General features: G+C 42.0%; 11 protein-coding genes and 1 tRNA gene. 8 read left to right on the top strand and 4 right to left on the bottom strand.

Going from position 1 to position 13,847, the window contains the following annotated elements; translation table 11 throughout:
- Positions 1-13: 13 nt before the first annotated feature.
- Positions 14-655, bottom strand: coding sequence for an endonuclease III (gene nth, locus ICL16_RS24365; protein WP_190833073.1), 642 nt, complete (start codon positions 653-655; stop codon positions 14-16).
- A gap of 140 nt (positions 656-795) precedes the next feature.
- Between nth and ICL16_RS24360 the strand changes: the two genes are divergently transcribed.
- The gene (locus tag ICL16_RS24360) at positions 796-3,612 is read left to right on the top strand and encodes a M16 family metallopeptidase (protein ID WP_190833071.1); all 2,817 of its coding nucleotides are present in this window, start codon (positions 796-798) and stop codon (positions 3,610-3,612) included.
- 82 nt (positions 3,613-3,694) lie between these two features.
- Here ICL16_RS24360 and ICL16_RS24355 read toward each other — a convergent pair whose 3' ends face one another.
- Entirely contained in the window at positions 3,695-4,564 is an 870-nt protein-coding gene (locus tag ICL16_RS24355) for a thermonuclease family protein (protein ID WP_190833068.1), read from the bottom strand.
- A gap of 218 nt (positions 4,565-4,782) precedes the next feature.
- On the opposite strand from ICL16_RS24355, the gene ICL16_RS24350 reads away from it, so the two are divergent.
- Positions 4,783-5,322 (top strand): HNH endonuclease, encoded by a 540-nt coding sequence (locus ICL16_RS24350; RefSeq protein ID WP_190833066.1) that lies wholly within the window; start codon positions 4,783-4,785, stop codon positions 5,320-5,322.
- 20 nt (positions 5,323-5,342) lie between these two features.
- Here the strand turns inward: ICL16_RS24350 and ICL16_RS24345 are convergent.
- Positions 5,343-5,416: transfer RNA gene (locus ICL16_RS24345), tRNA-Arg, on the bottom strand.
- 221 nt (positions 5,417-5,637) lie between these two features.
- Here ICL16_RS24345 and ICL16_RS24340 point away from each other — a divergent pair.
- The 3 genes from ICL16_RS24340 to ICL16_RS24330 all read left to right on the top strand — a co-directional run bounded on the left by ICL16_RS24340 (position 5,638) and on the right by ICL16_RS24330 (position 8,335).
- Positions 5,638-6,297: an Npun_F0813 family protein gene (locus ICL16_RS24340; protein WP_190833064.1), complete on the top strand. Its 660-nt coding sequence runs from the start codon at positions 5,638-5,640 to the stop codon at positions 6,295-6,297.
- 116 nt (positions 6,298-6,413) lie between these two features.
- Positions 6,414-7,289, top strand: a complete 876-nt coding sequence (locus tag ICL16_RS24335; protein WP_190833062.1) for a hypothetical protein — start codon at positions 6,414-6,416, stop codon at positions 7,287-7,289.
- Positions 7,290-7,309: 20 nt separating this feature from the next.
- Entirely contained in the window at positions 7,310-8,335 is a 1,026-nt protein-coding gene (locus ICL16_RS24330; RefSeq protein ID WP_190833060.1) for a transposase, read from the top strand.
- Positions 8,336-8,599: 264 nt separating this feature from the next.
- Here the strand turns inward: ICL16_RS24330 and ICL16_RS24325 are convergent, their stop codons facing one another.
- Positions 8,600-9,445, bottom strand: a complete 846-nt coding sequence (locus ICL16_RS24325) for a hypothetical protein (RefSeq protein WP_190833058.1) — start codon at positions 9,443-9,445, stop codon at positions 8,600-8,602.
- A gap of 363 nt (positions 9,446-9,808) precedes the next feature.
- Here ICL16_RS24325 and ICL16_RS24320 point away from each other — a divergent pair, with 363 nt between their 5' ends.
- The 3 genes from ICL16_RS24320 (at position 9,809) to ICL16_RS24310 (ending at position 13,732) form a co-directional block, all read left to right on the top strand.
- Positions 9,809-9,988, top strand: coding sequence for a hypothetical protein (locus ICL16_RS24320; protein ID WP_190833056.1), 180 nt, complete (start codon positions 9,809-9,811; stop codon positions 9,986-9,988).
- A gap of 166 nt (positions 9,989-10,154) precedes the next feature.
- Complete coding sequence (locus ICL16_RS24315) at positions 10,155-10,805, top strand: hypothetical protein (RefSeq protein WP_190833054.1); 651 nt, start codon at positions 10,155-10,157, stop codon at positions 10,803-10,805.
- 275 nt (positions 10,806-11,080) lie between these two features.
- Positions 11,081-13,732 carry a CHAT domain-containing protein gene (locus ICL16_RS24310; RefSeq protein ID WP_337907113.1) on the top strand — a complete coding sequence of 884 codons (2,652 nt, stop codon included), beginning with the start codon at positions 11,081-11,083 and terminating at the stop codon, positions 13,730-13,732.
- Positions 13,733-13,847: the final 115 nt, after the last annotated feature.

Raw genomic sequence — 13,847 nt, 5'->3', positions numbered from 1 at the left:
TTCCTCCACTCAATTAAATCGAAACATCAATTTTTTCACAAACATTTTGCAAAACACACTCCGTGCAATTTGGATTTTTTGCAGTACACGTGTAGCGACCATGAAGTACAACCGCAGGTCCCCAAAAAGTCCATTCTTGTTGAGGAACAAGCTTCATCAAATCTTGTTCTATCTTTTCGGGAGATTTCTGTTTTGTTAGCCCCAAACGTTGGCTAACACGAGCCACATGGGTATCAACGATAATGCCAGAACTAATTTTAAAGGCAGTGTTGAGAACTACGTTCGCTGTTTTTCGGGCAACTCCAGGTAGCATCACCATGGATGCCATTGTATCTGGTACTTCACCCCCAAATTGCGTAACTATTTCCTGACAAACACTCTTGATAGTTTTTGCCTTGTTCCGGTAAAATCCAGTTGGCTTGAGATCTTGCTCGAGTTCCAAAATATCAGCTTGGGCGAAAGCTTGGGCATTCGGATATTTCAGCCAGAGAGTTTTGGTAACCTTATTTACACGTTCGTCTGTACATTGCGCGGCAAGAATGGTTGCAACCAGAAGCTGAAGCGGAGTTTCCCAATTAAGCTCATAGCTAGCAAGAGGATATGATTGTTTTAGCTGGCTGAGAATTGTTTCAATCAACTGGGTACTAGTAGCCATCTAATGTTCTGTTTGGACGGTTCTTTGCCTGTTATATCTCAGTGCTGTTGTAACCGTCAGCAGTAGTGATACGGAAGAACGCAGCACTTCAAAATAAACGCTATATTGATTAACACTTTTCTGTTGTTGTGAAACCTATCATGCCTTTACTCAATAAGCTACGTCCATCCACACTGATAGGCTTGTTCCTCAGCTTCTTACTGAGTACACTGCTAATTTCCAGCAGTTTTACTTACGCTGCAACGCCAACAAAAGTCACGCCTGTATCTAATACTGCCCTCACACAAGGGGTGCGTAAAACCGTACTTGACAACGGTTTAATCGTGCTTACTAAAGAAGTCCATACTGCACCAGTAGTGAGTGTCCAAGTGTGGTATCGAGTTGGTTCGCGCAATGAGGGAGTGGGAGAAAATGGCATCTCTCACCAATTAGAACATTTGATGTTCAAAGGCACTACCCAACGTCCGGTACAGTTTGGACGAATATTTAGTGCATTAGGCAGTCAGTCCAATGCCTTTACCAGCTATGACGAAACAGCTTACTATGGTACAGTGCAACGGGACAAATTACAAGCACTACTAACCCTTGAAGCTGACCGGATGCAAGGCTCTGTAATAGATGCTAACCAATTAACGAGTGAGAAGCGTGTAGTCATCTCTGAATTGCAGGGGTACGAAAATTCACCAGGTTATCGTCTCGATCGCGCTGTGATGCGATCAGCTTTTCCCAACCGACAATACGGTTTACCCGTAGGAGGTACAAAAGCCGATGTCGAGAAATTCACGGTAGAGCAAGTACGTAATTACTACAGGAAATATTACAGCCCTGACAATGCAGTTTTAATTGTTACAGGAGATTTTACCACCGAACCTGTTTTGAAAACGATTAAAGAAACTTTTGGTAAAGTGCCGAAAAACAGCAGGGGAGTGGGGGAGCCTGTGAGTGGAGGAGCGGGGGAGAAATTATCTCCTCTCCCAGCCGCAAATGTTTCCTCACCTACTGCTAAGAAATCGCCGATTGTGTTGAAACAGCCAGGGAGTGCGTCACTATTACAAATTGTTTATCCATTACCAAATGCCACTCACCCAGATGTACCTGCGATTGATGTGATGGATGCAATTTTAACGGGGGGACGTAGCTCTAGGTTTTACCAAACTGTGGTAGAAACTGGTTTGGCTTCCTCTGTTGGAGGTAGTGCGGCAGAACTGATTGAACCGGGTTGGTATGAGATTAAAGCTACCGCTGCACCAGGTAAAGAAGTAGCAAAAATTGCCTCAGTACTGCAACAGTCTTTGCTGGAAATACAACAAAAACCTGTGACTCAAGCAGAATTGAACCGGGCAAAGACGCAGTTACAAGCTAGCTTTGTCTTAAATAACCAGGATATTACCAGTCAAGCAAGTCAACTAGGGTATAGCCAAACAGTTACGGGAGACTACCGTTTTACTGAACGCTATTTGCAAGCAATTAATAAAGTTACCGCAGCGGATGTGCAGCGAGTTGCAAAAACTTACCTCAATCCTGCTAAACAAACCATTGGCTTTTTTGAACCAACTCAATTAGATGGTAAACCAGGAGCTTCTGGTGGAGACTCTGGGCGTACTGTGGAGAATTTCAACCCCGGTAAACCCGTAGATCCAGCGGAACTCGCTAAATATTTGCCTCCGGCGACATCTGCTACTACGACAAACAAGCAGCCGTTACCAGAGTTATTTACACTCAAGAATGGATTACGAGTTCTGCTCTTGCCAGATCGCAGTGTTCCGACAATAAACATCAGTGGAAACATTCAGGCAGGAAGTGTATTTGATACAAGTAAAACAGCCGGATTAGCGAATTTAACGGCTGCTAACTTAATGAATGGGACAAAGACGCGAGATGCTTTGACTCTGGCGAAAACTTTAGAAGACAAGGGAGTTAGCTTGGGATTCAGTGCTAGCCGTGAGGGGGTGAGCATTGGTGGAAATGGTCTTTCTACTAATTTACCAATCTTAATGCAAACCTTGGCTGATGTGGTACAAAATGCTACTTTCCCTCTTCAACAGTTAGAATTGAGTCGTCAGCGAGCGTTAGTCAGCTTGAAAGTACAACTAGACGATCCCCGTGGATTAGGTAGACGAGTGTTCCAGCAAGCAGTTTACCCAGAAAACCATCCGTTTCATACTTTTCCCACGGAAGAAAGTTTAAAAGGTATTACTCGTGCTGATGTAGTTCGCTTTTATCAGCAAAATTACCGACCTGATACTACGACTCTTGCTTTGGTGGGCGACTTTGAGCCAACTCAAGTGAAAGCGTTGCTCAATCAAGTGTTTGATCAGTGGCAAGCAAAAGGTCAACCGCCAACTGTCAATGTACCAACTGTATCGTTGCCACAAACTACAAACCGAATAAACAAGGTCATTCCCGGTAAGTCAGAAGCTGTCACCTATATTGGTTATAGAGGGATCTCGCGCAAAGACCCTCGTTACTATGCCACCCTAGTAATGAACCAAATTCTTGGTGGGGATACTTTATCTAGCCGTTTGGGTACAGAGGTACGCGATCGCCAAGGTTTAACTTACGGGATCTACAGTGCATTTGCTACTGGGATCAATCCAGGTCCATTTTTGATCCAAATGCAAACCTCGCCTTCTGATGCGCCTAAGGCGATCACGAGCGCCGTAGCCCTACTCAAGCAGTTGCGCGATCAAGGCGTAACTGAAGCTGAATTGAACACGGCAAAACGCTCCATTACCAGTAGCTACCCTGTAGACTTAGCAAATCCTGGTAATGTATCGAGCATTATTTTGGATAATTCAATTTATGGACTTTCAAAAGAAGAAATCCGAGAATTTCCCAAGCGCATTGAAGCAGTAACTATGGCTCAAGTACAGCAGACAATTCAAGAGTTAATTCATCCAGATAACTTAGTAATTGTCACAGCAGGACCAGGAGAATCTGCGCAAAAAGGTAGTTAAAGGAGTCAGGAGTCAGGAGTCAGAAGTCAGGAGTCAGAATAAATTTTTTCCTTCTGACTTCTGAATTCCGAATTCTAACCAGTTATTTCTCCATAAACACCAAATCTTCAGGGAAAGAAGTTAGCTGGATTTTTTGACCATCGACTTTAACTACATAGTCAAATCCAGTAATGTGAGTTTGTGGAATGATGATTAATTTGTCATCTTTTGCCTTCAAAAATTCAGGAAATCCATCGAGAGATTCACTGCCATCATTAATAGCAAGATAATCAAGCAGTCTACGAAACAGTTTTGGTAGAATAACCACATCTTCTGTGATAGTTTTGACGTCTTCCACAACAAAACCCTGATTAGTCTTGTCTTCTGCCCACAAACCTTTGTTGTCTTTACGAGCTTTCTTAGCGACAGTAGCCAACTCTTGCCGAATATCAGGATATAACTTGGAGTAGAAAGTCGGGTAAGCTAGCCCTTGAGCTAATATATGGTAGTTGGCACTTTGTTCTAGTAAAGATTTATCGAATTGAACACTGCTGCCATCTTCTTGTGGTGGTTTACCTTTGAAAGCAAAAGCTACTGGTCTACCATAGGTGTCGGCAAATCTGGATAAAATGAACCCAGGCACTTGTTCTGGTTCCGATTTAGTAATCACTTCATCAGCACCACGGGTAAAGTTTTTAAATCCTAAGAATTTGAGTAGCTCGTCAGCACCAGCATGAGCATATTTCAGTGGCTGATGCTGCATACCTTTGATACTACCTGTTCTGGGCTGGTAATGCGTTTCTAATGTATCGATGCTATCTAGGCGTAGCTGTGCGCCTCCTTTATGATTAGTACGGGGTTTCTTGGGCAATTTGCGCCACATTTGCGGATTATTGGGATAAAACCGGATGGAATCGCCATCAGGAGCAGCTTTGAGTATGCTAAAGTTGCCCTGAATTAAAGTCATTGGCATTTTTTTATGTCCTTAAATTTTACGTGAAGTACAGCAGTTGTTGTTTCAGTAATTTCTCATACTGTCATAAGCGAACATGCTGCATTATGGCAACAGTTGCGCTCAAACTTGTGGAATGTGCTTATATGATCTCCATCAGCAACTTAGCTGTCTCCGTAAAATTCATGGAATCGTATCATTGGATAATATAACTTATTTATCCATTTAAGCTACAAAAAATGCCAAAATGCAGAAAGTGTGCTGCTGAGTTTCCTAATAGATTACTTATCGATGGAAAGTTGAAAAACGTTCAAAACCGTAAATTTTGCCTTAACTGTTCACCCTATGGCAGGCACAACACTGTTGATTTGACAGTTACTAGAGATAAGTCAAGCAAAGTTTGCCCCAGATGTAAACAGTACTTAGCAGCAGACGCTTTTTATCTAAGAAGAGATGGTAAAAACTTTAGCCCATATTGTAAAGATTGTACAAACAGACAAACAATAGAACGAATGCGGCGGTTTAAAGAAAAATGTGTTGCTTACAAAGGAGGCAAGTGTTCTAGATGTGGTTACGATCGCTGTATAGATGCTTTAGAGTTTCACCACGTAAACCCAAAAGAAAAAGACCTGCAATTGTCGGCAGGGAAAGGATATAGTTTTGAAAAAGCTATACCAGAACTAGACAAGTGTATTCTAGTTTGTGCCAACTGCCATAGAGAAATCCATGCCGAAATGAGAGTTATTTTGGTCTTGCCGGAGGAAACTGAACCCAAATAATAGGAAAATAAACAACAAAACGAGCGCGGCAGGACTCGAACCTGCGACCAACAGATTAGAAATCTGTTGCTCTATCCAGCTGAGCTACGCGCCCAAGTTTTAACCTGAGTTATAAAATTATTGTATCACAATTATATCTTTACTACATTCAGCTTGGCAAGAAAAAATTGCTTCTTTGCGCTTTTCTTGGCTAAGATCCTAGTCGCTAGGTATGTGGATGTACAATAAAACCATGTTGATGGGTTTTGGGTATCGCCGCGTCAAAGCAGTTATGATATCTCCAAATAGTAACGCCCCTTTTGTAGTGCCAGTGCCATGTTTATTCTCAAACGGCAGGATGTGGAAATATCGAATATTCAGCACCCAAAGCGGGATTCTGTTGTGCCAATCCTTAGTTATCAGGGGCAAACTTTCCGGTTAATTAGCGTCTTTAAAGCCAGCCAAGAGGAAGAAGCCAAAGCTTTGTGGAGAGATTTAACAGATAACCGAGGTAAAGCTTGCGTTTTATTAGAGGAACCAGAGCGGTACAGCGTTTGGGGTAAAATTCGTTTAGAGCAGCTAGAGAGTGATACGGGAAATCAAAGCAAGATGGGTATTTTCACACTTGCCTGTATTATGCTGCTACAAGCAGTGTATATGGATATTGAAGACTTTTTAGGTACTCGACAAGCGGGATTGTTTGAGAAAAGTATTATGGAAGTATTGCAGCGCTATCAATTTCCGCAGACTAACTCACCAAACGCAGTCAAACACTTGCTGACAATGGACTCACTACAATTAGCGCCAATGCTCAACTGGCAAGAACAGCATGTCACAGCCATGTTGCAAGAATTACATCGGTTGGGAAAATCATATTTTGGCAACACGAACTTTGTCCAGCAAGCTATAGATAGGTTACAAGATATGCCGGAGCCAGAGCGATCGCTGTTCATGACTTGGCTAAATCAGTCTTCATTGAGTAAACTGTGGCATTAGCATACAGCAGTTTCACACGCCCAAGTTGAATTGAACAACCAGTTCCTTAAGGACGGTTCCCCACACATTCAAAAAGCCAAAAAAACTGCTAAAGTGCATTTGTACAGTAAATTCCTATGAGTAGCACTTACAACAAGTCATACCGTCCGAAAATCACGTTCACCACTGAACACATCGTCTTGGCTCTGCTCGGCTGGGGTGTGCTGGCACTATTGTACTTTTTGCTGTTTAGTGCCAAAATCCCAGAGCCAGACGGCATAGAAAGGCGTGCAGATTGGTACGTGATTGGTACAAATATTTTTGAAGCAGTGGCTTACTTGGGCGCTGGTATCTTATGCTTGAGAAATTGGCGCAGTCCACAAATTGTCAGTGGTCCAAACGTTTGGTTAGCTATTGGCATGGGAATGCTTTGTTATTTTTTAGGAGGGATATTTTTTGGCTACACAGAAATAATCTTAAAAGAACAACCGATTATTTCGCTAGGCGACGTATTTTTTATAACGAGTTATTTATGTTTAGGTGTGGGCATGATTTTAGCAGTAACTTCGCGGAGACTTAATCTAGAAAAATGGCAGTGGGCAATTGTAGTGGCAATTGGCACCTTGGCAAGTGCTTTGACATGGCTAATTTCTAATTTGCCAGAAGTAGCCAAGGAGGATGTGCCAGCATGGGCAGAAAATATCGCTACAATTTTGAATTGGTTTTATGTCACCAGCGACGTACTGCTATTAATGATCGCTACTACCTTATTACTAGCCTTTTGGGGTGGCAGAGTGTCTCTATCTTGGCGAATGATTGCGGCAGCAACTTTTTCGCTATACATTGCAGATATGTGGTTTAAATACACAGAGAAAATTCCCAATTATCAAAGTGGAGAAATACTAGAGGTATTCTGGATATTTAGCGCTTTGTTATTTGGTATGGGTGCTGTCTTAGAATATGACGCATCATTAACCCGCACCCGACGGGAACGAGGAAGAAAAAAAGTTTAGAAAAATTGTTGGTGTCTACCGTGAGAAAACTAACAGAATCAGACAAACAAGAAATACTCAAGTTGTATCGAGAAAGCGCCGAAACAACCTCAACACTAGCAGAGCGTTATGACGTAAGTAATTCGACGATTAGCCGTTTACTTAAAAGTACTTTAGCAGAAGACGAGTATGAATACCTCGTCTCTCTCAAGCGTGCTGCTAGAACTCCGGAAGGAAGAGCACAGGTAAGTTATGACAACTTGCCTGATTTCAACCAGCCAGAAGTAAAACCAGAAGTCCCAGCGGTGGCAAAACCATCTGTACGCAAGCAAGAGGAACCAGCTCCACAAGAGCAACCTCCAATTAGCAGCCCGTTAGATGATGATGATGATGATGATGATGAGTCAACCCCTGTGATTAGAAGGGTAAAACGGCGATCCTCAGCCGAGAAGCCACTGCCTAAACCAGTGGTAGCATCCGTCGAGAAGCCGCTGCCTAAACCAGTGGTAGCAGAACAATTAGAACTTTTAGAACAAAAGCCTCATGTCATTACCAATATCAAGAGTCCGTTGATCGAGGATTCTCATCCAGAAGTCAACGCCATCGCCCAAATGTTCGGCGAAGATTTACTAGATGAGTCAGAAGAGTTGGAGGATTTAGATGATGAAGAGGATGATGATGATTATGAAGATGATGAAGACTATCAAGCCCCACGTTTAGTCACAAGATCTAGAGGTGATGCTTTAGTTCGTGTCTTACCATTATCAGCAGCAAATCTACCCAAAACTTGCTATCTTGTGATAGATCGATCAAGTGAATTAATCACTCGCCCACTCAGAGACTTTGGCGATTTAGGACAAATTCCTAACTTGGAAACACAGCAAAAAACTCTGCCAATATTTGATAACCACCGAGTAGCAAAGCGCTTCTCAACTAAGCGCGATCGCGTAATTAAAGTTCCCGATAGCAAAATGCTACACAAGGCTCGTTATCATCTCCAAGCCAAGGGCATCACCCGACTGTTGATTGACGGACAAGTTTACTCTTTGTCGGCAACGACGGTTTAGTTAATGGTTAATGGTTAATGGTTTGTAAAAAAACTAACTATTAACTATTAGCCATTTAGTTTTTTGGTTATGGATAACGCCGCTAAATATAGTATAGTGTGGTACTAGTGACATCTTCTGAGCGTAGAGGCGGAGGCGATTGCTTATGCCTGTGTGGAAGCTAAACTTGCTGCTTGAGTAAATATTTTGCCCGTCCACTCAATTTATACATAGAAGGGGGAAATACAAAAAGAGCAAGAATGGAAGAAAAAGAGACTTAAAGTACTACCCTAATTTAGGACGGCTCAAAATCAGCAATCTTACTCCACCATCACTTGCGTTAATGACTAAGACGGGAGGACGCTGATTAGCTTTTGCTCCTGATGGCATTGCCGGGAATAGATAAACCCAGTTGCGGTTCTCAATCAATAGTCGCCAAATAATGGGTTGCTTTGGATCTGTTGTATCGTTAGTTTCTCTACCAAGAATTTGCTTAAACTGTTCCACATCACCAATAATGCGAGAACCCTTAAGGGAAGGATTGGTCAGTAGATCATCCAGATTACGCCCTAAAGTTAGTTTGTCACTAGGGCTAACTAAAGTAATGATCGGTCTTGTCGAAGTTTCATTAACAGCATCCCGGAAAGCATCAGTCGTACCCTGCCAGCAAGCTAACCAAAATAGCGCAACTAAAATCCAAATGACAATAACGGCTTCGTGACGAAAGGGCAGGGGTAGAAGTTGGGCAAAATAACGTAGTGGCTGAAATAGCCAGAAATTATGGAGATTTTTTATCCATTCCTTTTTAAGAAACCGTTTAGTAGAAGAGGAAGTGTCTGTGTTGGGTGAACGAATTAACCAGAGCGTCAATTTAATTAGAAATGTTGTAATAAATATAACGAATATACAACGTATAAATGCCCAATGATTACCCAAAATAACTTGAATTGACAACAATAGGAATGACTGAATCGGTAAGTCAAGTGTAATGATTTCTACTTCAAAAAAGCCAAAATAAGCCCAGCGGTATATCCAGCCAATAAAGTAAAGAAAAATACCTAAAACGCTGAGGAAACCAACGAAGCTTCCCAGAAGATTGGTACTGGAGGGGTTGTGCGATTCTGAAGACATGACTAGTTGAAAAAATTACATAAAAACTACGGTGTGTCTAGTATCTCACTGGCTTGAAGAAGCAATTCTAAAAAACAGTAATTAAATAATTATTGTAGATGTAGTTGAAATTATGCTCCTATGTAAGAGGATGTCTGAAAAGTTATGATAGTCACGCAAGGACCAGAGTATCAGGTAAATCATCGCAATTCTGTGGCAGCACTTTACAATCCTTTCTTAAACGTCGGCGTTAATTGAAGTAACCGTAGGCACATTTAACCACCCAGCGCTACCGCTGAGGTTACTGGGGTACAGAAACTCCATGCGCGTGGGCGTTATACCAACATGCTAGTTTGCTGTCTAAAGGAAAAGAAGACCCGAAATTTGTCAAGAAACCACACAGCAGCACTGCATTTACCACCAATCTTCATCCCAGTAGAACTGAATTTAGAAAAGCCCACAGGTTTGGGTAGGACACATCTAAGTGTATGTCCCAAAACTAAAAGGTTTACGTTGGGTGGTAATTCAATCGAATGCTTGACATTTGGGCTGAGAAATGTTTAAAGTCCCACTACTACCAGGTTTTTAAAGTTACCGAAAAGTTTTTGAAACAAGTACGGAAAATGACTGACAGAATCTGAAGATAAGAACAGGAAGACAATCGTGCCTAAGTGTCAAGTTTACAGCCTTCCGATGATCTCCTAATATTCATACTTACAGGTATATAGCTATGAAAACTAACAAAACTTTTTCCGCTACAAAACATTTTATTTTGTTAGTCCCAAATCATAAATCTATGACAGTAGCTTTCAAGACACTGATTCTTGCCTTGATAGTTACCTTCGTTGGAACTGTAAAATGTGTCCAAGCCGAAATAAGTCATGTTCAAATAGCGCAAGCACAAAGAACATCGATTAATGTAACTCCTATAGTCTTGGCACTACCTAAGGCTGCAGATGTGATTTTCACGGACGGGCGTTCTGCAACGGGTCGGGTGACGGAGTTTGATTCAAAGGGGCAAACAATTCAAATTTCCAACAGCGGTGAGTCTCGCAAACTTCCGATCAACCAACTTTCCAAAGTAATCTTTAAGCGAGATGCGCTCATTTATACTAGCACTGGGGAGCGGGTTATCCGTGGAGAGGAACAATCAAAAGCAAGCCGAAGTATTTGGGATAATATTCCACTAAATGCGTTTCGACTAATTAACCCCAGTCGCGGAGAAGCAAGTGTTGACTTGTCAACGCTAATAATGAATTCAAAACGACTGCGTGAAATTAACTCAATAGCACAAAACAGTTTGTATGTGGCAAATGAAATTGAGTTTAAATCAAAAGGCAAGATAGCTATCACGGTAACGCCGATAGATCGTGTACCTTGAATAGACTGGCTCTCCTGCATTTAAGATGATAATGCTAACTTATAATTAAGTATTACCAATGCTTTCAGCTTCTATGTAGGGAAGATTGTTTTGTATATAGATACATTTCTACCCAAAAACTCAGGAGAGCTAATAGACTTATTGGCGAAAAGGTTTGTTAGTTGATTTTTGCATAAGTCTAATTTACAGATAGCTAACAAGTATTACTAGTATTAAAATCTACTATAAATATAGTTACAAAATATATGCTGTGTACACGTAAGTATCTCTATTTAGTGACATTGATCTTACTATGGTTAGGTAATTTTTCTTGGTTAAGAGCAGAAACAAGCCAAGAAATATCTAGGGGTTTATCAATTGCTATAAAAGATAGCCTAAGATTATATGAAAGCGAACACTTAGTAAGAGGAGATGAAGAGGGACTAAATAGAGAGATCAAAAAAGCTCCTCTAAAATTAAGTGAGAGGGAGATTAACCCAAAAGATCAAGAGGCGGGAGAGAAAAAGGAAACACAGACGCTGGAGGCACAGCCAACACAAACGCCGGATCAAAAGGAGACTGAGGCACGGGAAACTCCGCAGACAAAGACGCCACAGAAAGAGACAGGCGTGCCGCCAACACAGACGCCGGATCAAAAGGAGACTGAGGCACGGGAAACTCCGCAGACACAGACGCCACAGAAAGAGACAGGCGTGCCGCCAACACAAACACCAGAGCCGCAACCGACACCGCCGCCAACACAAACGCCAGAGCCGCAACCGACACCATCGCCAACACAGACGCCAACACAAACGCCAGAGCCGCAACCGACACCATCGCCAACACAGACGCCAGAGCCGCAACCGACACCACCGACACCGCCGCCAACACAAACGCCAGAGCCGCAACCGACACCACTGACACCGCCGCCAACACAAACGCCAGAGCCGCAACCGACACCACCGACACCGCCGCCAACACAAACGCCAGCACTGCAGCTGATACTGCCCCCGCCGCCAACACAGATGCCAGCGCCACAGCCGACAGAGGAGCGGGAGAACAAGGAGAGAGAGGAGCGGGAGAACAAGGAGAGAGAGGAGCGGGAGAACAAGGAGAGAGAGGAGCGGGAGAGGCGAGAGGAATGCCGTAGACTTATTAAAGAGGGAGATGGCTTGATTAATGTAAGGAATTTTTTAGATGCTGAAGCAAAATTCCGCGAGGCTATTGAAAGTTGCTCATTTGAGGTAGAGTTGTACTACAAGTTGGGTAACACACTTTTACTACTGGGTAAGTACGAAGATGCCAACGTCGTATTTCAAAAAGCATTTGAGATAAATTCTCAGTATACTGATGCCCTAGACGAAGCTATTAATTTGGGTAAAAATGGTATCTTGCTCGATAAAGGCAATCAACCCACTAGTGCCATTTCTGATTTAAAGCAGTCTGCCGAGTTAATCTTGCAAATACGCCAAGGTTTAAAGCGGCAGGTTCGTCAAAACTTTATCCAGTCTACTAATTGGATCTTAATTCATCTAGTCAATCTCCTCATTAAGCAACAACAATTTGATGAAGCCTTTGATTGGATTAACTTATTCACCACAACTGAGCTAGCTGACTACACCCGCCTCTTTAAAGCCAAAGTGAGAAATAAAGAAGCTCAAAAAGCTTTAGAACAGTGGAACCAGCTAAACGAAAAACTGCAAATGCAGCGTCAGAAATTACAAGAGCAGCAATTACAAGGGAAATTTTCTGAGGAACTCTCTCAACAAGTGAATAAGCTACAAACTAAAGTTTACAAGAAAGCTGAGGACATCTCACGTCGCTTTCCAGAAGTTGCAGAACTGTATGAAACCACTCCTAAGGATATTGCTGATCTCAAAGATCGCATTCCAGTAGGTACAACTGTCATTCATCCCGTTCTACTTACCGGAGTTAAGGATGCCCCTAATACAATTGCACTTTTTGTCATTGCCAATGGGCGGGTAACTGTTAAGTTAGTGCCTGTTGATCCAGAACAGTTAAATCAACTATTGATAGAGTGTTATACCTCCTTAACCAATCGCCTCCAGAGTGAATACCTTGATAATTTAGAGAAGCTATACGATCAGCTAATTCGTCCTATTGAAACAGAAATTCAAGCAAATCAACCTAAACAACTAAGTATTATTGCTACAGGAAAACTCCGTTACATTCCTTTTGAAGCTCTCTACGATAGCAAAACTGAGCAATACCTGATTCAAAAATATCCTATTAGTTACTTAACTCGCCTTTCTGTCCGCTCGCTTCAAACTGCTCAAACAGGCAATGTAACTGCTTCAAGACGAGTTTTTGCTATTGGCAACCCTATTACCAAGGGAAAATTAACTCTTTCAGGAGCAGAAAAAGAAGTCCAAAGAATCAAAGAAATACTGCCTGAAAGTAAAGTTCTTATCCGTGAGCAGGCAACTCTCGACGCTTTTAAGAACAACACTCCTCATTTCCCTATAATACATCTAGCAACACACGGCTGTTTTCAATATGGTGGCTGTGATGAACTAGGACTTAAAGAGAATACCCTTGTTTTTTCTGACAAGAAACTTAAGATTTCTGATGCTGCTTTATTAGGGTTAGAAAACGTTGACTTAATTGTTCTCAGTGCTTGTCAAACTGCTTTACGGACTTATTACTCAGGCAAACCAATAATTACTGACCATACACAGATTACTAATAGTCCATTACAAATTACAGGAGTGGCTTACTTATTTGAAAGGGCAGGAGCAAAAGCAGTGATTGGTAATCTTTGGAGCGTTGATGACAAAACTTCTCAGCAAATTATAGTAGATTTTTACAGTAATTTGACACAGTCAGGGATGAGTAAGGTTGAAGCCTTACAAAAGGCAAAACTCAAACAGATTAAGAGTCATCCTTGGTTTTGGGCTCCCCTCGTGTTAATCGGTGATCCTCGTTAGTACTATTTGTAAATTATCAACTAGCATTAAACGACTTAAGTTGTGTCGAACTGATAAGTGCTAACAGTGTGCAATCACTCTGTCTTCCCTCCAAAATTTACTAATAGTCGGATAT

The organism is Iningainema tapete BLCC-T55 (assembly GCF_014698965.1).
Classification (GTDB): Bacteria; Cyanobacteriota; Cyanobacteriia; order Cyanobacteriales; family Nostocaceae; genus Iningainema; species Iningainema tapete.
Note: the sequence above shows the minus strand (reverse complement) of the source record. Positions and strands in the feature narration are given on the sequence as shown.